At 75.4% G+C, this 21,200-nt stretch carries 17 protein-coding genes; 12 read left to right on the forward strand and 5 right to left on the reverse strand.

Annotated features, from left to right (window positions below):
* Positions 1-23: 23 nt before the first annotated feature.
* A complete protein-coding gene (locus AB0C21_RS30500; protein WP_500208832.1) occupies positions 24-665 on the reverse strand; it encodes an ACT domain-containing protein in 642 nt (213 codons plus the stop codon).
* Positions 666-858: 193 nt separating this feature from the next.
* Here AB0C21_RS30500 and grpE point away from each other — a divergent pair, with 193 nt between their 5' ends.
* From grpE to AB0C21_RS30535, 7 genes are all read left to right on the forward strand, one after another.
* Positions 859-1,563 (forward strand): nucleotide exchange factor GrpE, encoded by a 705-nt coding sequence (gene grpE, locus AB0C21_RS30505; protein ID WP_500208833.1) that lies wholly within the window; start codon positions 859-861, stop codon positions 1,561-1,563.
* Between the two features lie 7 nt (positions 1,564-1,570).
* Positions 1,571-3,154, forward strand: a complete 1,584-nt coding sequence (locus AB0C21_RS30510) for an Hsp70 family protein (RefSeq protein ID WP_500208835.1) — start codon at positions 1,571-1,573, stop codon at positions 3,152-3,154.
* Between the two features lie 28 nt (positions 3,155-3,182).
* A complete protein-coding gene (locus tag AB0C21_RS30515) occupies positions 3,183-5,810 on the forward strand; it encodes a SaeA-related protein (protein ID WP_500208837.1) in 2,628 nt (875 codons plus the stop codon).
* A complete protein-coding gene (locus AB0C21_RS30520) occupies positions 5,810-7,057 on the forward strand; it encodes a TRAFAC clade GTPase domain-containing protein (RefSeq protein ID WP_500208839.1) in 1,248 nt (415 codons plus the stop codon). Before AB0C21_RS30515 ends, AB0C21_RS30520 begins: the two co-directional genes overlap by 1 nt.
* Positions 7,058-7,059: 2 nt before the next feature.
* Positions 7,060-9,282: a GAP1-N2 domain-containing protein gene (locus AB0C21_RS30525; protein ID WP_500208841.1), complete on the forward strand. Its 2,223-nt coding sequence runs from the start codon at positions 7,060-7,062 to the stop codon at positions 9,280-9,282.
* A complete protein-coding gene (locus tag AB0C21_RS30530; RefSeq protein WP_500208843.1) occupies positions 9,279-11,000 on the forward strand; it encodes a TRAFAC clade GTPase domain-containing protein in 1,722 nt (573 codons plus the stop codon). Before AB0C21_RS30525 ends, AB0C21_RS30530 begins: the two co-directional genes overlap by 4 nt.
* A gap of 124 nt (positions 11,001-11,124) precedes the next feature.
* Positions 11,125-12,369, forward strand: coding sequence for a Bcr/CflA family efflux MFS transporter (locus AB0C21_RS30535; protein WP_500208844.1), 1,245 nt, complete (start codon positions 11,125-11,127; stop codon positions 12,367-12,369).
* Between the two features lie 28 nt (positions 12,370-12,397).
* On the opposite strand, the gene AB0C21_RS30540 is transcribed toward AB0C21_RS30535, so the two are convergent.
* On the reverse strand, positions 12,398-13,033 hold the full coding sequence (locus AB0C21_RS30540; protein ID WP_500208846.1) for a TetR/AcrR family transcriptional regulator: 636 nt from the start codon (positions 13,031-13,033) through the stop codon (positions 12,398-12,400).
* Between the two features lie 187 nt (positions 13,034-13,220).
* Here AB0C21_RS30540 and AB0C21_RS30545 point away from each other — a divergent pair, with 187 nt between their 5' ends.
* From AB0C21_RS30545 to AB0C21_RS30560, 4 genes are all read left to right on the forward strand, one after another.
* Positions 13,221-14,201 (forward strand): phosphotriesterase family protein, encoded by a 981-nt coding sequence (locus AB0C21_RS30545; RefSeq protein WP_149263638.1) that lies wholly within the window; start codon positions 13,221-13,223, stop codon positions 14,199-14,201.
* 87 nt (positions 14,202-14,288) lie between these two features.
* Positions 14,289-15,374 (forward strand): S1C family serine protease, encoded by a 1,086-nt coding sequence (locus AB0C21_RS30550; protein WP_500208847.1) that lies wholly within the window; start codon positions 14,289-14,291, stop codon positions 15,372-15,374.
* A 58-nt stretch (positions 15,375-15,432) separates the two neighbouring features.
* Complete coding sequence (locus AB0C21_RS30555; RefSeq protein ID WP_500208848.1) at positions 15,433-17,715, forward strand: FdhF/YdeP family oxidoreductase; 2,283 nt, start codon at positions 15,433-15,435, stop codon at positions 17,713-17,715.
* A 56-nt stretch (positions 17,716-17,771) separates the two neighbouring features.
* Positions 17,772-18,398, forward strand: a complete 627-nt coding sequence (locus AB0C21_RS30560) for a DUF1707 SHOCT-like domain-containing protein (protein ID WP_500208850.1) — start codon at positions 17,772-17,774, stop codon at positions 18,396-18,398.
* 64 nt (positions 18,399-18,462) lie between these two features.
* On the opposite strand, the gene AB0C21_RS30565 is transcribed toward AB0C21_RS30560, so the two are convergent.
* Positions 18,463-19,170, reverse strand: coding sequence for a TetR/AcrR family transcriptional regulator (locus AB0C21_RS30565; protein WP_500208851.1), 708 nt, complete (start codon positions 19,168-19,170; stop codon positions 18,463-18,465).
* A 125-nt stretch (positions 19,171-19,295) separates the two neighbouring features.
* On the opposite strand from AB0C21_RS30565, the gene AB0C21_RS30570 reads away from it, so the two are divergent.
* Positions 19,296-20,309, forward strand: a complete 1,014-nt coding sequence (locus tag AB0C21_RS30570; RefSeq protein WP_500208852.1) for an alcohol dehydrogenase catalytic domain-containing protein — start codon at positions 19,296-19,298, stop codon at positions 20,307-20,309.
* A 156-nt stretch (positions 20,310-20,465) separates the two neighbouring features.
* On the opposite strand, the gene AB0C21_RS30575 is transcribed toward AB0C21_RS30570, so the two are convergent.
* On the reverse strand, positions 20,466-20,657 hold the full coding sequence (locus AB0C21_RS30575) for a DUF397 domain-containing protein (protein ID WP_500208854.1): 192 nt from the start codon (positions 20,655-20,657) through the stop codon (positions 20,466-20,468).
* Positions 20,658-20,737: 80 nt separating this feature from the next.
* Complete coding sequence (locus tag AB0C21_RS30580; protein WP_500208856.1) at positions 20,738-20,932, reverse strand: DUF397 domain-containing protein; 195 nt, start codon at positions 20,930-20,932, stop codon at positions 20,738-20,740.
* Positions 20,933-21,200: the final 268 nt, after the last annotated feature.

A 21,200-nucleotide genomic window follows, 5' to 3' on the forward strand; every position in this document is an offset into this window, starting at 1 on the left:
CACCGAGCCGGAGCGACGCGCGCTCAGAGCGGTGCCGTGCGGCGGTCGCGGTACAGGACGGCGTTCGCCGCCCCGGCGAGCTGCTCCAGCCTGAACACCTCCGTCCGGTGGAACGGCGGCGCGCCCGTCCGGGCGACCACCAGCGCGATCGTGCCCGTGGCGAGCGGGCAGACCGCGAAGCGCACGCCGTCCGGCGCGGTGAACGCGCGGGGGCGCAGCGGGCGCAGCTCCGGCAGGCCGGTGCCCGGCGTGCCGCCGGAGCTGGCGTGCACGAGAACCGCCTCGCCCTCCCCCTTCAGCTCGGCGAGGCCCGCCCAGTCGGCGCTGAGGATCGCCGGGACGGCGTCGGCGAGGACCTCCAGGCCGCGCTCCGGGACGGCCGCGACCTGCCCGATCACGGCCGCGTCCGGGAAGGCGCCCTGCGGCTCGGCGGTCGGCCAGATCCCGACGACCTCCACCCCCGGCACCGAGCCGAGCCCCTCGGCCAGCCGCTCCGGGCCCGCCCCCGCGGGCCACGCGACGGTGAAGTCGTCCATCGCCCGCCCGTTGGCGCGTTCCAGCACCGCCATCTGGACGACGTCCGCGCCCGCCGCGCCCAGGGTGCGCGCGACCTGCCCCAGCGATCCGGGACGGTCCGGCAGGCGCACCCGTATCCGCAGCAACATCGCCACCTCCAGTGTCCGTGCGAGGTCTCCACTTTGGGCGACCCCCGTTTCCCCCGTGTTACCCATACGTGTCGTCCCAAGAAAACGGCACGGAAAGTCGGTGCTGGAAGGGTGGTACAGGTCAAACTAGAGTCCGGTGGAGGTCATCGAATGGCCTGACGTCTCCTGCCGCCCATCATTAAGGTGACTCTACGTGTCGAGGGACGGGGAACCCCCAGTCAGCGAGGACTCCGGAGCCGAGCCGGAGCCGGCGCCCGCCGGGGATGCCGGAGATGCCGGGGACGAGGCGGTCCCGGCCGGAGCCGGTGACGCCGGCGGCGCGGCGCTGCGCGCCGAGGTGCGGGACGCGCTCGCCGGGCTCGCCGCACGGCTCGACCGCGAGCACGAGCGCGCCGCGCACCGCGAGGCCGTGATCGACCGGCTGCACGAGGAGAACCAGCGGCTGCGGCGCGGGGAGCTGCAGGCGATGCTGGAGCCGGTCCGCGCGGCGCTGTACCGGCTGCACGACCAGGCGCGCCGCGAGTCCGACCGGCTCCGCGCGCCCGACCTCGCCGAGGCGCCCGACCCGCGGCGGACGGCGGCGCTGCTGGCGGCGGTGGCCGACGAGGTCGCCGACGCGCTCGCGCGGCTCGGCGTCGAGCGGTTCACCGTCGAGCCGGGCGCCCCCTACGACGCGTCCCGGCACCGGCCGGTCGCGGTCACGCCGGTCGACGACCCCGTGGCGGACGGCACCGTCACGGCCGTCCAGTCCGACGGGTTCGAGCAGAGCGGGAAGGTGCTGCGCAAGGCGGCGGTCAGCGTCGGCAGGCTCGCCGAGCCGGCGTCCGCCGCCAGGCCCGCCGAGCCGGCGTCCGCCGGCGAGGCGACGCACAACGGACAGACGACGAACAGCGGGTGAGAGGGACATGGCCGTCTACGGGATCGACCTGGGAACCACGTACTCCTGCATTGCCTCCATCGACGATGTGGGCCGGCCCGCGGTCCTGCGGAACCTGGAGGGCACCGACACCACCCCGTCCGTCGTGTTCTTCGAGAGCGGCGAGAACGTCGTCGTCGGCCAGACCGCGAAGGACACCGCGGTCCTGGAGCCCGACAACGTCGTCAGCCTGATCAAGCGGGACATGGGCCGCGACGTCACGCGCCCGATCCACGGGATCGACTTCACCCCCGAGGAGGTGTCGGCGTTCATCCTGCTGAAGCTGGCCACCGACGCGCGCACCACCACGGGCGAGGACGCCCGCGACGTGGTCATCACCGTCCCGGCCTACTTCGGCGCCGCCGAGCGGGACGCGACCCGCAAGGCGGGCCGCATCGCGGGGCTGAACGTCATCGACATCGTGTCCGAGCCGATCGCCGCCGCGATCACCTACGGCGTCCTCAACCCCGAGGCCGACCGGACGATCCTGGTCTACGACCTCGGCGGCGGCACGTTCGACACCACGGTCATCGCGCTGCGCGGCGGCCACATCGAGGTGGTGTGCACCGACGGCGACCACGAGCTCGGCGGCGCCGACTGGGACGCGCGGCTCGTGGAGCACCTGGCCGAGCGGTTCCGCGCCGAGCACCCCGACGCGGGCGACCCGCTGGACGACCGGCAGACCGAGCAGCAGCTGCGCCGCGACGCCGAGGACGCCAAGAAGGCCCTCACCACCCGCACGTCCCACACTGTCCGGGTGATGCACGGCGGGCGGGTCGCGGCGGTCGAGGTGACGCGGGAGAAGCTGGAGGAGCTGACCAAGGACCTCCTCGACCGCACCGTGGAGATCACCGGCCGGACGCTGGCGACCGCCGCCGAGAAGGGCGTGGAGGACTACGACGACCTCGTCCTCGTCGGCGGCTCCACGAAGATGCCGGTGGTCGCGGCGCGGCTGGCGACCGAGCTCGGCCTCACCCCCCGCCTCCAGGACCCCGACCTCGCGGTCGCCAAGGGCGCCGCCCTGTACGCGTTCGAGGAGACCTACCGGCGGCTCGTCCGGGAGGGCGCCGCCGAGCGCGCCGAGGAGATGGCGACCCGGGCGGGCCTGTCGGCCGAGCAGCAGCGGCAGATCGCCGGGCGGCAGATCAGGACGGTCGCCTCGCACGCGTTCGGGATCGTGGTGGTCGACCGGGAGACCGGCGCCGAGAGCGTCGCGCACCTCGTGCACGCCAACGACGAGCTGCCCGCCGCCAAGACCGAGGACTTCTTCACCGTCTACGACGACCAGGCCTCGGCCGACATCCGGGTGATGGAGCAGGCCGGGGTCGTGGAGTCCGCGGACCTGATCGACAACACCGAGATCGCGACCGGCGAGATCCGCGTCCCGCCGGGCAAGAAGGCGGGCTGGCCCATCGGGGTGACGTTCGCGCTCGACTCCTCCGGCCTGCTCAACGTCACGGCCGTGGAGAAGGAGACCGGCGAGCGGCTGGAGCTGAAGGTCGACGTCGGCGGCATGTCGGAGGAGGAGGTCGAGCGCTCCCGCAAGGCCCTCTCCCGGGTCCAGGTCAGCTGAGCGGGCGGCGGAGCCCCTGGAGGCGCCCGTGGCGTTCGACGACGACTACCGGCGGGACGTGCTGGAGCCCGCGCGGGCCGCGGGCGACCAGCCGCCCGAGGACCTGCGCGCCCGCTACGCGCTCGAAAGCAGGCTGGACGCGGCGGACGTCGCGGCGCGGGTCAAGCAGGTCCGCCAGTGCTGGCGGCGGGCGCGCGGGCAGCTGAAGTACCGCAAGCTCATCGACAGGCTGGAGGCCGAGCACCGCGAGCTGATGCCGCTGTTCTCGGCCGCCGAGCGCGGCGACCTGCGCCCGCTGGAGGCGCGGCTGCGCGGCGGCCGGGAGCGCGCCGAGCGGCGCCTCGGCGGGGCCCGCGCCCGCCTCGCCGACGCCGCCGGGACGCTGCGGATGGCCGCGCCCGCCGAGGTCGAGGCCATCGCCCGCACCGCCGGGGTGCGGGGCGCCGAGCTGGCGGAGCTCGCCGCCGCCGAGGGCATCGAGATCCGCGAGCCCGACCGGCTGCCGTCCGCCGCGCCCTACCCCGCGTACCGGAAGGTGCGCGAGTCGCTGGACGTGCTCGGCAAGCGGCACCTCGCCGACTTCCTGTTCGGCGCCCGCCTCACCGGCCCCTTCCGCGTCCTGGACGGCTTCGCGGTCCAGGGCGGCGGCCTGCGCCCGGACGTGGACGCGGTCGCCGCCGCGGGCGCCGAGTGGGCGCGCCGCAGCCGCGACACCAGCACCACGCACGCCGACACGGTGCTGGCCGCGCTGCGCTCGGGCGCCGACCTGCCCGGACTGCTGCTGTTCGACGTGGCCGACCGGCTCCGCGAGCGGCTGCGGCAGCGGGCGTCCGAGCGCGCCCTGCTCCGGTACGCCGTCGAGGAGCTGGGCATCGAGCACGGCGATGCCCGCCGCCTGGTGTTCGCCGTCGTGCGCGAGACCGACCCGGGCGGCGGCCTCTCCGGGCGGCTCCGGGCGCTGCTGGACGCGGGCGAGGTGCACGCGGCGGCCGAGCTGGCCGACGCCGCGCAGGTCCCGAACTCGCCCCCGGGTTCCTCGGGGGCCGAGGCGCCCGAGGAGGAGGTGCTCGCCGCCGAGGCCCGGCACCGCCTCGCCACCGCGCTGCGCCTGCGCGAGGCCGCGTCCGCCGAGCCCGACCCCGACCGCGCCTACGGCATGCTCGCCGACGCGCTGCGCCTCGTCCGCGACCTCCCGGGCGCGACCGCCCGCCTGCGGCGCCTGCCTCCGCGCCCGGCGCCGGCGGCGCGCCTCGACGTGGACGGCGCGTCGGTGCGGGTGTCCTGGGAGGACTCGCCGTCCACCGGGGGCGAGGTGGCCCACCACGTCGTGCGGCAGGAGGACAGGGCTCCGCGCGACGTGCGCGACGGCACGGCCGTCGGCGGGGCGCTCGACACCCGCCCCCCGGTCAACGTGCCGCTGTACTACGGGGTGTTCGCGGTGCGGGGCGAGGCCGCCGCGGCACCGGCGGTCGCCGGGCCGGTGGTGGTGCGGCCCGAGCCGGGCGAGGTCGAGCTGACCGCCGGGGACGGGCAGGTCACCGGGCGGTGGCGGTGCCCGGCGGAGGCGGTGCGGGTCATCGTGGTGCGGGACGGGCAGCCCGTCGCGGCGGGCCGAGACGGGTTCCGCGAGCGCGTGCCGAACGGCCGCACGCACCACTACCGGATCTCCGCCGTCTACCTCGACGCGTCCGGACGGGAGGTCGTGACGGACGGGGTGGCGGCGTCGGCCACGCCGAGCGCGCCGCCCGACCCGGTGTACGAGCTGGCCGCCGAGACCGACGCCGCCGACCCCGGGCTGGTCCGGGCCCGGTTCGAGGCGCCCGCGCACGGGACGGTGGAGCTGGTGCTGAGCGAGGGACCGCCGCCGTGGCCGCGCAGCGCGCTCGTCCCGCTGGAGGAGGTGCGGCGGGAGACGCGGCGGCTGGCGTGCGCGCCGGCGCCGGGCGGGCTCGCCGTGCGGCCCGGGGCCGGGGGGTGGCTGCTCGCGGTGACGGTCGCGGAGGGCACGGCCGCGATCGGCGCGTACCACCGGCACGTGAACCTGCCGCCGCCGCGCCGGCTGGTCGCCGAGCGGCGGGGCGCGTACGTGCACGTCGGGTTCGACTGGCCGCCGGACGTCGCGGAGGTCGACGTCGCCTACCGGATCGGGCGCGACCCCGCGCACACCGCCGACCCGGCGGCCGTCCCGGTCCGGGCCGCGCAGGGCGTCACCCGGGCCGCCTACGACACGCAGGGCGGGATCCGCCTGCCCGTCCCCGAGGACGAGCCCGTCGAGCTGTCCGTCGCCGCCGCCGGGACGGTGGGAGGCGCGCGGGTGACCGGCCCGCCGGTGACCGCCGAGGTCGCGGCGACCGCGGTCGTCCGGTACGACGTGCTGCGGTCGGGTCCGCCGTGGCGGCGGGCCCTGACGATCCGGCTCACCTCGTCCCGCCCCCTGCGGGTCGCGCGGCTGTCGCTGGTGCTGCGCGCCGGGCGGGTCATGCCGCAGCGCGCCGCCGACGGCGAGACGCTCGCCGCGTGGGACCAGGTGCCCGTGCCGGGCGAGCTGTCGCTCGGCGCGCCCCGCGCGCCGGGGCCGTACTGGCTGCGCTGCTTCGCCGACGACGACGCCGTCGAGCTGAGCGATCCCCCCGTCCGCCGACTGCAGGTCCCCTGATGACGAGACCCCTGGCCCGGGTGGCGATCCCCGGCGTTCCGTCCCGGCAGGGCGTCACCTGCCCCTACTGCTTCGCCTCGGTCGCGCCGCAGCGGATCCTGTTCCGGTGCCGGGGGCAGGCCGGGCGGCGGCGGGGCTGCGTTCCCGTCCTGGACGAGAGGCTCGCCGCCTACACCGGGTCGACGGCGGGGGCGTCGCTGCCGCCGGTGTTCGCCGCGTCCGGGCGCAAGGGCCGGGCCGACTGCCCCGCGTGCGGCGTGCCGACCGGGAACCGCGCCTGCCCCGAGTGCCACAACCCGCTGCCGTCGGCGTACTGCGACTCCCCCGGCCGGATCGTCGCGCTCGTCGGGGCGAAGAACGCCGGGAAGAGCACCTACATCGCCGTCCTGCTGCACGAGCTGATGAACCGGGTCGGCACCGAGCTGGACGCGTCGCTCGTCGCGTGCGACGACCGGACGATCGAGCGGTACAAGCGGGACTTCGCCCGGCCGCTGCTGGAGGAGCGGCGGCTGCTGCCGGCGACGCCGAGCGCCGCGACCGGCCCGCGCGAGCCGCTGGTGTACCTGCTCACCCGCACCCGCAGGGGCCGCTTCTCCCGGTCCCGCAACGACTCGCTGGCGCTGGTGCTGTTCGACACCGCCGGCGAGGACCTGCGCAGCCGCGAGGCCACCGACCTGCACCTGCGGTACCTGGAGGCCGCGGACGCGATCATCTTCCTGGTCGACCCGCTGGAGCTGCCGGGCGCGCGGACGGGCGTGCGGGACGCCGTGCCCGGCCCGCGCGCGCCCGGCGGCGGCGCGCCCGGCGACGGCGGGGAGCCGCTGGACGTCATCGCGCGCGTCACCGAGGCGCTGCGGCTGCGGCACGGCACCCGTCCGGGCGAGCCGCTGCCCGTCCCGGTCGCGGTCGCGCTCACCAAGATCGACGTGCTGCGGCCGGGGCTGCTGCGCCAGTCGGCGCTGCACCGGTCGCGGTCCGGCCAGGGCGTCCTCGACCTTGACGACAGGGACGCGGTGCACGAGCAGGTCCGCGCGCTCCTGCACGACTGGCAGGCGGGGCAGCTCGACACCTACCTCGGGCAGCAGTACGCCGACCACGCCCTGTTCGGCCTGTCGGCGCTCGGCGGCGTCCCGGAGGAGGGGCGGGTCGGGGCGGGCGGCGTCCGGCCGTACCGGGCGGAGGACCCGCTGCTGTGGCTGCTGTACCGGTTCGGGATGCTCGACGGCGTCCGTCCGGGAGGGGCGTAGCGGTGGCCTGGCAGCTGCACTACACGTCGGCCCGGCGGGGGCCCACCGGCCGCGCCGGGTTCCAGTTCGTCGCCGAGACGCCCGGCCTGCCCGACGGGACGCGGGCCGCGGTGGCGCCGTACCTGTCGTACCGCCCGCCGCCGGACGCGCCGCCGTCCCCGGGCGACGCCGAACTGGACCTGTTCCCCGTCTCGCTGCTGTACGACGAGGTCGACGGCCGCCCGCTGCTGCTGCGCTGCCGCTACCTCGGCCGCGACTACTCGGGCCGCTACGGCAACTTCTTCGCGCACGCGGTGGTCGCCGAGCCCGAGGAGCTGGAGGGGCTGCGCCCCGCCGAGCTGTGGCACGCCGCGCACTGGGCGCCGCTGCCCGCGCCGGGGGGCGTCCTCGACCCGCTGGAGGAGCTGACTCCGGGGTCCGCGCTCGATCCGGAGGCCCTCGCTGGGTGGCTCGCCGCCGCCGGGCCGGGCGACCCGTACGCGCTGCTCGCCCATCTGCTGGACGCCGTCGCAGGCGTGCTCGGACGGGGCCACGGGCGCGTCGTCCTCGTCGCCGACGACGTGGAGGCGATCGCCCGCTGGATCGCGGTCGTGTCGTACTCGCTGCCGGTCGCGGCGGCGGCCCGGCTGTCGTTCACCACCTACACCGCCGACCCGGACGGCGCCGCGCAGCGCCTGGTCGGCACGACGCCCGCCGTCTGGGCCACCGCCCAGAACCACGCCTCGCACGCGTCCGCGTTCGAGCTGCGCCGCGGCGCTCCGGACGGCCGGGCCAGCCGCTTCGCCAGGACCGTCGCGGGCTGCTGGCGCGACCGCGACTTCGGCGGCCTGGACGCCCTGGCCGAGCTGGCCCCGCCGGACGACCCCGCGCGGGAGGGGGCCGCCGCGCTGCTGGCGCTGTGCCGGGGCGACGCGACCGTCACGGCGGACGAGGAGGGCGCGGCGGCCGAACTGCTGGCGCGGCGCGGGACCGCCGTCCCAGGCTGGGTGTGGCGCGATCTCGTCCCGGGCGTCCCGTCCATGGGCCTGGACCTCACGCTCACCGTGCACGCGCGGGCACGGGAGTCGGGAGCCGCCGACCTCGCCGCCCGGTGCGAGCTCCGCGTCGGCGAACTGGTCTCCGAGAGGCTCGCCGGGGCGTCCCGGCTGGCGGACGTCGTGGAGGCGGCCGAGGTGGCGGAACGGGCCGGGGTCCGGGTCGGCCCCGGCGAGGTGGCGGCGTCGGCGGCACGCTGCGTCCGGCAGGGCCCGGCCGGGCTGAAGGACGCGCTCACGAGCTGCCCGGCGGCGCTGCGGGACGAGCTGCTGGACGGGATCGTCACCGGGCTCGCCGATTCCGGAGACCGCTCCGCCGTCCTCACGCCCGAGAACTGCGACCTGCTCTACGAGCACGCCGGGCGGCTGCGCGCGGCGCCCGGCGTCGCGGTCCCCGTGCTGGCTTCGGTCGGGCGGAGGCGCCCCGGCCGCCGGATCGCGGTGACGGCCGAGCTGCTGCGGCTGGACGGCGGCGAACCGGGCGCCGTCGACGCGGCGGTCCGGGAGGTCTGGGCGGCGCCCCCGTCCGCGGCCGAATGCCTCGACCTGCTGGACGCCTGCGGGCCGGAGCCGCCGCCCGCGGCGCTGGCCGAGCTGCCGTCCCGGACCTTCGCGCGCCTCGCGGGCACCGGCGGCGACGGCCTCACGGACCCGGCGGCGCTGCGGCTCGCCGAACGGGTCCGCACACTCCTGCCGGACGGGCGCGCCGCGCGCGACGCCGCACTCGTCCAGGCGTACGGGATGGCCATCACGGCGGGCGCGGCGCGGGCCGCACGGGCGCTGGAGAGCCTCGCCGACGCCGGCGGCGCCACCGAACGCCTCGCCCGGGAGGCGTTCGCCGACGCGGCGCGGCGGCTGTCGCCGCGCCCGCCCGCGTTCCGGGCCGAACTGCTGGCGGCGGTGCCCGCGCCCGTCCGGGCGCGGCTCGCCGCGCGGTGGACGGGCGAGCTGCCCGACCGCGTCCGCGCCGGCCGGGCCCCGCTGCGCGGCCGGGAGGTCGAGCGGCGCAACGAGCTGGTCGAGGTGGTGCTGCGGCTGCGCAAGCGCGGCGGGGCCGAACCGTCGCTGGAGGCGTGGGCCCGGGCCGCGGCCCGACGGTGGCTCGCGGCCAAGCAGCTCGACTCCCATCTGGCGCGCCGCCCGGAGCTGCGGGCCGAGCTGCGGGACCTCCTCGCGGAGGACGCGCCGTGAACCCCGTCATCGTGCTGCTGATGATCGCCGTGTGGCTCGGCGCCATGTGGCTCGGGTTCATGTACGTGTTCCCCGTGCTGTTCGCCGCGACGCTGGTCGTCGCCGGGGCCGCCGCGCTCGGCGTGTACTACGTGCACGCGTGCCGCACGCTCGCGCCGTCCACGCTGGAGGGGCCCTCGCCGGTCGCCCCGCCGGAGACCGCCTACCGGCACTACCTGCTCGGCCAGGTGTGGCGCGACTGGTGGACGATCAGCCGCACGGTCGTCCCGCAGGTGTACCGGACGGCCCGGAGCGTCGTGCCGGCCCTGACGCGGACGCTGCTCGGCGGCCCGTGGGGGTTCTTCGTCTTCCCGGTCTGGCTGGCGCTGTGCGCGGGCATCGTCGCCGCCGCCGTCCCCGCGTCGGTGTTCGTCCTCGCGCTGACCGTCCTGTACGGGCTGGTCGCGGCGGTCGGGCTGGCGGCGTGGCTGGCGTGCGTGCTGGTCCTGGCGGCGGTCGAGCGCGTCTTCATGGGGTACGCCCGCATCCTGCAGACCTGCCCGCACCCCTTCTGCTACGAGCGGATCGGGCTGCCGGAGTACGCGTGCCCGAACTGCGGCGCGCGGCACCGGCGCCTCTCGCCGGGGGCGGGCGGCGCGTTCCGGCACGTGTGCCGCTGCGGGGCGCGGCTGCCCACGACCGTCCCGCTCGGGCGCTTCCGCCTGGCCGCGTACTGCCCGCACTGCGGCGGGCGGCTGCCCGAGCGCATCGGCCGCGTCCGCGTGGAGCCACTGCCGTTCGTGGGCGGCCCGGCCGCCGGCAAGACCACGTTCATGGTCCTCGGCATCCGGGCCCTGCACGCGCGGGCCCGCGCCGTCCACGGGCGGCTGTCGTTCGTCGAGCAGCGGCACGCGCAGGCGTACGCAGGCGCGATCCGCGAGTTCCAGCGCGGCGGCCGCCTCGCCAAGACCGGCCCCGAGCTGCCCCTGGCCACCATGGTGGACGTGGAGCTGCCCGGCCGCGCGCGGCGCATCCTCTACCTGTTCGACCCCGCCGGCGAGCACTACACGGGCGCGACGGAGGTCGAGTCGCTGCGGTACCTGGACCACAGCGAGGCGCTGCTGTTCGTCGTGGACCCGTTCGCGCTGCCCCAGCTCCGCCGGTCGCTGACCGGGGACGAGCGGGAGTTCGTCGACGAGGCGGCCGCGTCGTCGGAGGAGGACCCGGCCGACACCCTGCAGCGGGTGCTGAACGAGCTGCGCTCCCGTCCCGACCAGGGGCGGCAGAAGCGCGTCGCCGTCGTCGTCACCAAGACCGACCTGCTGGCGCGCACGGAGATCGGCCGCGGCCTGGACCCCGACGCCGACCTGCGCGCCTGGCTCGACCGCGTCGGGCTCGGCAACACCGTCCGCACCCTCGACCAGGTCGCCGCCCAGGTGCGGTACTTCGCCTCCGGGCTCGGCACCGAGCCGGCCGACGTCGCGGACCTGCTCGGCTGGGTGACCGGGCTGCCCGCCGCCGGGGGCGCCAACGGCGACCGCGCGCTCACCGACGTCCCGGCGGAGCTCCCGGGGACGGCGCCGCTGCGCGCCCCGTGGCCGGTGCGCGGCCGCGGCTCCGGCCGCGTCCCCGCCGGGTACCAGGTCGGCCGCTGGGCCGTGCTGGCCGGGCTGTCGGTCCTGACCGTCGCCACCATCGCGGGCGCCGCCCTCGCCGCCGCCGAGCGCCTCCCGTTCTGACGCTCCCCCGCCCTCTACGGGAGGTGTGACGCACTGCACTTCCTGACGCGGAAGATAACGGACCGTCATCTGATTGATTTTTCGGAAGGCTTCCCCGTCCGAAAGTGCTCCGCTGGAGACCCCCATGACCGAGGCCGCCGCCTCCTCCGGCTCCGACCTCTCCCCGCCCCGCGCGGGCGGCCGGAGGCCGGTGCTGGTCCTCGTGCTGGGCGCGCTGACCGCGCTGGCGCCGCTGTCGATCGACATGTACCTGCCGGCGCTGCCCCGCATGTCGGCGGACCTGGCGACGGGCGCGGTCCAGACGCAGCTCACGCTCACCGCCTGCGTCGTCGGCCTCGCCCTCGGGCAGGCGGTCGCCGGGCCGCTCAGCGACGCGCTCGGCCGCCGCCGCCCGCTGCTGGCCGGGCTCGCCCTCTACGCCGCCGCGTCACTGCTGTGCGCGGCGGCGCCGACCGTGGAGACCCTCATCGCGCTGCGGCTGGTGCAGGGCGCCGCCGGGGCGGCCGGGATCGTGATCGCGCGGGCGGTCGTCCGGGACCTGTACGACGGGGTCGCCGCGGCCCGGTTCTTCTCGGTGCTGATGCTGGTGAACGGGCTGGCGCCGATCCTCGCGCCCGTCCTCGGCGGGCAGCTGCTGCGTATCGTGCCGTGGCCGGGCGTGTTCGCGGTCCTCGCCGCGATCGGCGTCGCGCTGTTCCTCGGCTCGCTGCTCGGGCTGGCGGAGACGCTGCCGCCCGGCCGGCGCGAGACGGGCGGGCTGCGCGCGGCGGCCGCCGCCGGCAGGGCGCTCGCCCGGGACCGGGCGTTCGCGGGGTACGCGCTGACGATCGGCCTGTCGTTCGGGGCGTTGTTCACCTACATCTCGGGATCGCCGTTCGTGCTCCAGGACATCTACGGCATGTCACCCCAGGGGTTCAGCATCGCCTTCGGCGCCAACTCCCTCGGGATCGTGGCCGCGGGGCAGGCGGGCGCGCTGCTCGCCGGACGGGTCGCGCTGACGCGGCTGCTGGCCGCCGGGCTCGCCGTCGTCGCCGCCGGCGGAGCGGTCCTGGCGGCGGCGGTCCTCGCCGGATGGGGCCTGGCCGGGATGCTGCAGGGGCTGTTCCTGGTCGCGGCCGGGCAGGGGCTGATCCTGCCGAACGCCACCGCGCTGGCGCTTGCGGGCCGCCCGCCGCGGGTCGCCGGGACCGCGTCGGCGCTGCTCGGGGTGACCCAGTTCGCGCTGGGCGGCGCCGCCGCTCCGGTGGCCGGGGTCGCCGGACCGGGCACCGCCGTCCCGATGGCCGTGACCATCGCCGCGCTCGCGGTCCTCGCCCCGGCCGCCGCCGCTGTCGCCTCCCGCGCGCCGAGGGCCGCCGCGCAGCCCTGAACCGGGCCTGACCCGCCGACCGGCGCCGTCAGCCCGCGGGCCGGTCCAGGGCGCCGAGGATGAACCCGGCGACCTCGTCGGCGAGCCGGGACGCGGGCTTGGGGCCGTTCGAGCGGTACCAGGACGGCATCTGGTTGACCATGCCGAGCGCCACGATCGTGATCGTCTCGGCGGGCGTGCCGGTGCCGAACACGCCGTCCCGCTGGCCCTGCTCGATGAGGCCCCGGAACGTCACGTGGTAGCGGCGGCGGTCGGCGCGCACCGAGCGCATCCGGGCGTGGTCCAGCCGGTGCATCTCGCGGGCGAACACCTTCGCCTCGTCGATGTGCTCCGCGGTGCTGCGGATCAGCCCGGTCAGCACCGCGTGGACGGCCTCGCGCGGCGGCAGGCCCCGCGCCAGGACCGCGCCGAGGTCGGCGAGCTGGCGGGCGATCAGCGAGTGGTAGATCTCGTAGAGCAGATCGTCCTTGGAGTCGAAGTAGTGGTAGAGCGCGCCCTTGGTGACCTGGGCGGCCTCCACGATGTTCTGCACGGACGTCCCGTCGAAGCCGCGCTCGGCGAAAAGCCGGAGCGCCGCGTCCAGGATCCGCCGCTCGACCGCGCTCTGCCGGACGGGCGCCGTGGACTCCGGCACCGGGCCGGAGGGCGATCCGGGCTCGGTCACCTGGGCACCTCCTCCGCGCGCGGGCATTGACTCCGATGTGTCCCGCGCCATAGCTTGCCAGAAACCGACCGGTCGGTATGCGCAGGGCCAGTATGCACCCGCAGCCTCGTCCCGCGCCGCACCTCGCCTCACACGCACGGCCTCACACGCACCGCAGCCTCTTCACGCACCGCAAGGGGGAGAACCGATGCCCGCAGTTGAAACCGTCCGCGGCCCCGTCGACGCCACCGGTCTCGGGCGCACGCTGATGCACGAGCACGTCTTCGTGCTCGGCGCCGAGCACGTCCAGAACTACGGCGCGGGCGACTGGTGGGACGAGGAGGAGAAGGTCGCGGACGCGGTCGGCAAGCTGCGCGAGCTCGCCGGGCTCGGCGTCACCACCATCGCCGACCCGACGGTGTGGGGGCTCGGCCGCTACATCCCGCGGATCCAGCGGATCAACGAGGCGGTGCCGGAGCTCAACATCATCGTGGCGACGGGCATCTACACCTACAACGACCTGCCGTTCCAGTTCCACCACCGGGGCCCCGGCACGCTGGTGGACGAGGGCCCGGACCCCATGATCGCCGACTTCACCCGCGACCTGACCGAGGGCATCGCCGGGACGGGGGTCAAGGCCGCGTTCCTCAAGTGCGCCGTGGACGCCCCCGGCCTCACCCCCGGCGTCGAGCGGGTGCTGCGGGCCGTCGCCGCGACGCACCGCGAGACGGGCGCGCCCGTCACCGTGCACACCGAGAGCTCGATCCACGCGGGCCGGCCGGTCCTCGGCATCCTCGGCGAGGAGGGCGTGGACCTCGCCAAGGTCGTCGTGGGGCACGCGGGCGACAGCAACGACCTCGACTACCTGATGGAACTGGCCGACACCGGCGCGATCCTCGGCATGGACCGCTTCGGCCTCGACATCATCAACCCGACCGCGGACCGGGTCGCCACGATCGCGGCCCTGTGCGAGCGGGGCTACGCCGACCGGATGGTCCTCAGCCACGACGCGTCCTGCTTCATCGACTGGTTCGGCCCCGACCCGGCGACGGTCCCGGCGATGCAGCCGAACTGGAACTACCGGCACATCAGCGAGGACGTCCTGCCCGCGCTGCGCGCCGGCGGCGTCTCCGACGCCCAGATCGACCAGATGCTCGTGGAGAACCCCCGCCGGTACTTCACCCGCTGAGCCCGCCGGGCCAGATGCCTCCTTCCGCACGGACTATTCCCCCGGAATCGGGAATCATGGGAGGAACCTGCGGGAGGAGGCTTCGAGGTGAGCGAGGATTCCGGGCGCGGCCGCGCCCGCGCCGCGGTCCCGTTGCTGCTGGCCCTGCTCCCCGCCCTGCTCGCCCCGGGCTGCCGGGTCGTGGAGAGCGGGAGCCCGCAGGACGTCCCGCCGGCCCCCACGGCGGCCAAGAGCAAGCACGCCAAGCCCAGCGGGCGCCGGCCCGGCGTCGTCAACATCGAGACCGAGCAGACCCTGAACGGCACCCGGGCCGCCGGGACGGGCATCGTGCTCACCCCGTCGGGCTTCGTGCTGACCAACAACCACGTCATCCAGGGCGCCACCGCGATCAGGGGCACCGACGTCGACGACCGCCGCACCTACACCGCGCAGGTCGTCGGCTACGACCGGACGGGCGACATCGCGGTGATCCGGCTGTCCGGCGCGGCCCGGTTGAAGCCCGCCGCGTTCGCCTCCGCGCGCGGCGTCGAGATCGGCGACATCGTCACCGCCGTCGGCAACGCGGGCGGCAAGGGCGGCACGCCCGCGGTCGTCACCGGCCGGGTCACCGCGCTGGAGCAGTCGGTCACCGCGCGCGACGACAGCAACGGCACCTCCGAGCGGCTCACCGGCCTGATCGAGACGAGCACCCCGATCAGGCCGGGCGACTCCGGCGGGCCGCTGCTCGACACCTCGGGCAAGGTCATCGGCATCAACACCGCGGCGTCCGCCGGGATCGCGGCGGGGGGCGCCGAGCAGCGCAAGGACCACCGCGGCTACGCCATCCCGTCCGACCGGGCGCTGGAGATCGCCCGGCAGATCCAGCGCGGCGAGGCGTCCTCGACCGTGCACATCGGCCGGACCGCGATGCTCGGCGTCAAGGTCCGCCCCAACGGCCGCTCCCCGGGCGCGCTGGTCGCCGACCTCGTGCCCGGCTCCCCCGCCGCGGCCGCCGGCGTCCCGGTCGGCGCCGTGATCGTCGCCTTCGGCGACGCCGCCGTCGACACCCCGTCCACCCTCACGACCCTGATGCTGGCCCACCACCCGGGCGACGCCGTCCGGATCGAGTGGACGACGCAGCAGGGCGAGCGCATGACGGGGACCGTCCACCTGACGGAAGGCCCGCCCCAGTAACGTGCCCGGGACGCGCTGCCGTGCGAAAGTGGGATGTCGGCCGACCAGGAGGACCCCCATGACGCGCAAAGCCCCCGCCGATGACTTCGACGACGGCGGTGTCGAGGTCTCGGAGCCGAAGACCTGGGCGGCGGGCGTGCCCGGGGTGACGGCCGCGCTGCGCCACTCGCACGCGCAGATGGGCGTGCGGCGCACCGCGCTGACGCTGCTGCGCGTCAACCAGAAGCAGGGGTTCGACTGCCCCGGCTGCGCCTGGCCGGAGGGCGACCACCGGCACGCCGCCGAGTTCTGCGAGAACGGCGCGAAGGCCGTCGCTGAGGAGGCGACGGTCCGGCGCGTCACCCGGGAGTTCTTCGCCGAGCACAGCGTCGCCGACCTGGCCGGGCGCTCCGACCACTGGCTCGGGCAGCAGGGGCGGCTGACCGAGCCGATGGTGAAGCGCGCCGGGTCCGAGCACTACGAGCCGCTCTCGTGGGACGAGGCGTTCGGCCTGCTCGCGTCCGAGCTGAACGCCCTGGAGTCGCCGGACGAGGCCGTCTTCTACACCTCCGGCCGGACGAGCAACGAGGCCGCGTTCGCCTACCAGCTGTTCGCGCGGGAGTTCGGCACGAACAACCTGCCCGACTGCAGCAACATGTGCCACGAGTCGTCCGGGTCCGCGCTGAACGAGACGATCGGCATCGGCAAGGGGTCGGTGCTGCTGGAGGACCTCTACCGGGCCGACCTGATCTTCGTCGTCGGCCAGAACCCGGGAACCAACCACCCGCGGATGCTGTCGGCGCTGGAACGGGCCAAGAAGGAGGGCGCCCGCGTCGTCGCCGTGAACCCGCTGCCCGAGGCGGGGCTGATGCGGTTCAAGAACCCGCAGCGCCCCGCCGGGCTGACCGGGCGGGGCACGGTCCTCGCCGACCGGTTCCTGCAGATCCGGCTGAACGGCGACCTCGCGCTGTTCCAGGCGCTCAACCGGCTGCTGCTGGAGTCGGACGCCCCGGGCGCCCTCGACCGCGAGTTCCTCGACGCCCACGCGCACGGCTTCGCGGCGTTCCGCGAGCACGTCCTCGGCCTGGACTGGGACGACGTGCTGGAGGCGACCGGCCTCACCCGCGCGGAGATCGACGCGACGCTGCGCGACGTCCTCGGCGCCGAGCGGATCATCGTCTGCTGGGCGATGGGCCTCACCCAGCACCGCAACTCGGTGCCGACGATCCGCGAGATCGTCAACTTCCTGCTGCTGCGCGGCAACATCGGCCGGCCCGGCGCGGGCGTCTGCCCGGTGCGCGGCCACTCCAACGTGCAGGGCGACCGGACGATGGGCATCTGGGAGCGGCCTAAGCCCGCCTTCCTGGACGCCCTCGCCGCCGAGTTCGGCTTCGAGCCGCCCCGCGAGCACGGCCTGGACACCGTGGAGGCGATCCGCGCCATGCGGGACGGCCGGGCGAAGGTGTTCCTCGGCATGGGCGGCAACTTCGTCCGCGCCACCCCTGACTCCGCCGTGACGGAGGCGGCCCTGCGCGGCTGCCGACTGACCGCGCAGGTGTCCACCAAGCTCAACCGGTCCCACGCGGTCACCGGCGAGGTGGCGCTGATCCTCCCGACGCTCGGCCGCACCGAGCGCGACGTGCAGGAGACGGGGCCGCAGCTCGTCTCGGTCGAGGACTCGATGGGCATGGTGCACGCCTCCCGCGGCCGTCTGGCCCCGGCGTCCGGGCACCTGCTGTCGGAGGTCTCGATCGTCTGCCGGCTCGCCAGGGCCGCGCTCCCCGGCTCGGGCACCGGCTGGGAGGCGATGGAGCGCGACTACGACGTGATCCGCGACCACGTCTCCCGGGTCGTCCCCGGGTTCGAGGACTTCAACGCCCGCCTCCGCGAGCCCGGCGGCTTCACGCTCCCCCACGCGCCCCGCGACGAGCGCAGGTTCCCCACGGCGACCGGCAAGGCCAACCTCACGGTGAACGAGCTGGAGGTCCTGCGGGTCCCGGAGGGGCGGCTGCTGCTCCAGACCCTCCGCAGCCACGACCAGTACAACACCACGATCTACGGCCTCGACGACCGCTACCGCGGCATCAAGGCGGGCCGCCGCGTCGTGCTCGTCAACCCCGCCGACCTGGCCCGCCTCGGCGTCGCGGACGGCGCGACCGTCGACCTCGTCTCCGAGTGGCCGGACGGCGCCGAGCGCCGCGCCCCCGCGTTCCGCGCCGTCTCCTACCCGACCGCGCCGGGCTGCGCGGCGGCCTACTTCCCGGAGACGAACGTCCTCGTCCCGCTCGACAGCACGGCCGAGATCAGCAACACCCCCACGTCCAAGTCCGTGGTCGTCCGCCTGGAGCCCGCCAAGCCCTGACTCCGCGGCGGATCGGGCCTCCGGCGCGACGCCCGGTCCTGGTCTAGAGTGCGGTCATGACGAACCTCCCGGAGCATCCCGGAACGCCCGGTACGCCGGAGATGCGGGCCGGTGACGCCGACCGCGAGCGGGTCGCGCAGGTGCTGCGGGACGCGGCCGGCGACGGGCGGCTGACGCTGGCCGAGCTGGACGAGCGGCTGGACGCGGTGTACGCGGCCAAGACCTACGCGGAGCTGGAGCCGATCACCCGCGACCTGCCGTCGCCGGACCATGCGGCTCCCCCGGCGACCGGGGCGGACTGGCGGCCGGTGCCGGGCGCGCCGTCCTGGCGGAGCGGCATCGGGATCATGAGCGGGTTCCGCCGCGCGGGCGTGTGGAACTTCCCGCGCCGGTTCAGCGCGTTCGCGTTCTGGGGCGGCGGGAAGATCGACCTGCGGGAGGCCCGGTTCGAGGAGGGCCGGGTGGTGATCCGAGCCCTGGCGATCATGGGCGGGTTCGAGATCATCGTGCCGGACGACATCACCGTGCACGTCAACGGGCTCGGGATCATGGGCGGGTTCGACCAGCGGGCGAGCGGCCCCGGCGCGCCGGGCTCCCCCACGGTCGTGGTGAAGGGCCTGGCGTTCTGGGGCGGAGTCGCCGTGAAGCGCCGCAGCCGCCGCAAGGCCAAACCCCAGGAGTGACCGCCACCGGACTAGGGCAGGTCACGCGTTCGCGCGCGTGGCCGAGGCCACTTCGAGACGGGTCCTAGCCGGAGAGGCGGTCGAGCCACTCCCCCAGCAGGGCCGCCTCTGAGGCGGTCAGTCCCGTCTGCGGGGCCGTCCGGAGGGCCGCCTTCAGCGCCACGGCGCGGGACGTGAGCGGCGAGTCGGCCTGGCCTGCCCCGTCCTCGGCGCCGCCGTCCTCGGTCACGGCGGCGAGGACGGCCTCGCGGGTGCGGACCGAGGCGTCCCGGTCGGCGGCGTCGTCGGACGGGCTCGCGATCAGCGTGAGGGCGACCCCGATCCCGGCGGCGTGGATCATGCGGGCTGCGGTGGCGACCGGGACGCGGAGCCGCCCCGCGCGGGCGACGGCCTCGACCAGCCCCAGCAGGATGCCGTACGCCTCCCCGGCGGCGGCCGGGGTGCGGGACGTCCCGTACATCAGCGTGTAGAACGCCGGATGGGTGACGGCGTACTCGATGTGCAGGTCCCAGCCGCGGCGCAGGTCCTCGACCGGGTCGCCGGTGCCGCCCTGCGCCCGCTTGCTCGCCAGGTACTCCTCGAACCCGCGGGCGGCGACGGCGTCGAACAGGCCGCGCTTGTCGCCGAAGTGGTGGTACAGCGTGGGGGCCCCGACCCCGGCGGCGGTGCACACGGCCCGGGTCGACACCGGCTCGCCGTCCGCCTCCATGAGCAGCCGCGCGGCCGCGCGCAGGATGCGGTCGCGGGTGTCGGGGTCCTTCTGAGCGGTCACAACAACGATGTTACAGAACTTCCGGAGCAACGCTATGCTGGCCCGTATAGCGCGACTATAGTGTGCGTTATACCGATGCTATGAAGGGCCGTCCGGCCCGCCACGACAGGAGAGGAGGCGCGGCCATGCGCAGCGCCGTTCTGACCGCCCCGGGCAAGCCGCTGGAGATCATCGAGCGCGAGGCGCCCGAGCCCGGCCCCGGCGAGATCCTGGTGAAGGTCACCGCCTGCGGGATGTGCTTCTCCGAGGTCAACCACCTGCGGGACCACTACCCGTTCGGAACGTTCCCCGTCGTCCCCGGCCACGAGATCAGCGGCGTCGTCGCGGCGCTCGGCGAGGGCGTCGACTGGCCCGCGGTCGGCACGCCCGTGGGGGCCGCCTGGGTGTACGGGTCGTGCGGCCACTGCGACCAGTGCGCGCGCGGCGACCAGATCCTCTGCACGGGTGCGCCGAAGCAGGTCACCGGCGTCAACCGCGACGGCGGGTACGCCGAGTACTTCCTCGGCCGCGCCGGGTTCGTCACCCCGCTGCCGGACGGCCTCGACCCGGTCGCGGGCGCGCCGCTGATGTGCGCCGGCATCACCGCGTTCAACGGGCTCCGGCGGGCCGGGGCCGTCGCCGGGTCGAAGGTGGCCGTGCTCGGCACCGGCGGCGTCGGGACGATGGCCCAGCGGTTCGCCGCGGCGATGGGCGCCCGCGTCGCCGTCGTGTCGCGGTCGCGCCGCGCCGAGAAGGAGGCGCTGGACCTCGGCGCCGAGCTGTTCGTCGCGACCGCCGAGCAGGACCCCGCCGAGGCCCTGCGGGCGTGGGGCGGCGCCGACCTGGTGGTGAACACCGCGCCCGACACCGCGACGGGGCTCGCCGCGTTCGGCGGCCTGCGCCCGGACGGGACCCTGCTCTACCTCGGCATGGGCGCCGAGAACGTGAGCGTGCCGCCGATGGCCCTCGTCTCCGGCCGACTTCGGGTGATGGGCGTGCCGTCCGGCTCCCCGCACGACCTGCGCGACACCCTCGCGTTCGCGGTCGCGCACGGCATCGTCCCCGAAGTCACCCCGGTAACGCTGGACGAGGCCCCGAACGTCCTCACCGCGATGAACGAGGGAACCAACCGCGGCCGCGCGGTCATCACCTTCGAGTGAACCGCCCCCACGGCCGAGCCCGCTCGTAGGCGGCGCACGCGGCCATCACCAGGGCGTCGGCGTGCCGGGCGCCGACGACCTGGAGGGCGACGGGCAGGCCGCCGGAGGTAAAACCGCATGGCAGGCTCGCCTCAAGGCCAACGATCTCCGTTGGGGTCAGGCCCCTGCGCTGATCGTGCGCAGGAAAGCGCGCCATTCGTCCGAGGTGAACTCCAGGATCGGCCCAGCCCCCTTGTGCTTGGTGTCCCGGACACCGACCGTGCCATCTGCGGCACGACCGGCTTCGACGCATCCGCCGTTCGGTTCGCTGTGGCGCGACTTGCGCCAACCGTGAAAGTTCTTGGTCATGTCCTCAACCCTGACTGGTCGACTACCCGTTCGAGGAAGGCGGTGCCGTCCTGACGTCTCAAAGCGGTGATGTAGACGGGTCAGTGGCCGTCCATCTGGATCCTGCGAAGGAAGGTACGCCATTCCTCCGTCGTGAAACTCAGGGTGGGCCCGTTGCCGCGAAGCTTGGTGTCCCGGACGCCGACCATGCCGTCAGGTGCTCGACCCACTTCGACGCAGTGTCCGTCAGGGTCGCTGTGGTGAGACTTGCGCCAGCCTTGAAGGTCCTTGGTCATGGTCTCGATCCTGTCTCGTCGGCGAGCCTGTTAATGGAAGATCATGCTGTCTTCACGCAAGAGGGCGGCCTTCCGCAGACGGAGCAGACCCGAGATCATGAGCGAGTTCCGTTGTGGGAGCGTGTGGAACGTCCCGCCCGGGTCAGCTGGTTCGCGTTCTGAGGCGGCGGGAAGGAGAACCACGAACGGCCCGGTTCCGGGAGGATGGGTGGCAATCGAAGCCCTGTCGATCATGGGTGGGTTCGACCAGCGGACGAGCGGCCCCGGT

It is taken from the genome of Spirillospora sp. NPDC049024 (genome assembly GCF_040649235.1).
GTDB lineage: Bacteria > Actinomycetota > Actinomycetes > Streptosporangiales > Streptosporangiaceae > Spirillospora.

Excerpts from the sequence above, each read along its gene's own strand:
- AB0C21_RS30510 (WP_500208835.1), top strand. The coding sequence starts at position 1,571 with ATGGCCGTCTACGGGATCGACCTGGGAACCACGTACTCCTGCATTGCC.
- AB0C21_RS30560 (WP_500208850.1), top strand. The coding sequence starts at position 17,772 with ATGACGAACCTCCCGGAGCATCCCGGAACGCCCGGTACGCCGGAGATG.
- AB0C21_RS30520 (WP_500208839.1), top strand. The coding sequence starts at position 5,810 with ATGACGAGACCCCTGGCCCGGGTGGCGATCCCCGGCGTTCCGTCCCGG.
- AB0C21_RS30575 (WP_500208854.1), bottom strand. The coding sequence starts at position 20,657 with ATGACCAAGAACTTTCACGGTTGGCGCAAGTCGCGCCACAGCGAACCG.
- AB0C21_RS30500 (WP_500208832.1), bottom strand. The coding sequence starts at position 665 with ATGTTGCTGCGGATACGGGTGCGCCTGCCGGACCGTCCCGGATCGCTG.
- AB0C21_RS30545 (WP_149263638.1), top strand. The coding sequence starts at position 13,221 with ATGCCCGCAGTTGAAACCGTCCGCGGCCCCGTCGACGCCACCGGTCTC.
- AB0C21_RS30580 (WP_500208856.1), bottom strand. The coding sequence starts at position 20,932 with ATGACCAAGGACCTTCAAGGCTGGCGCAAGTCTCACCACAGCGACCCT.
- AB0C21_RS30555 (WP_500208848.1), top strand. The coding sequence starts at position 15,433 with ATGACGCGCAAAGCCCCCGCCGATGACTTCGACGACGGCGGTGTCGAG.
- AB0C21_RS30535 (WP_500208844.1), top strand. The coding sequence starts at position 11,125 with ATGACCGAGGCCGCCGCCTCCTCCGGCTCCGACCTCTCCCCGCCCCGC.
- AB0C21_RS30570 (WP_500208852.1), top strand. The coding sequence starts at position 19,296 with ATGCGCAGCGCCGTTCTGACCGCCCCGGGCAAGCCGCTGGAGATCATC.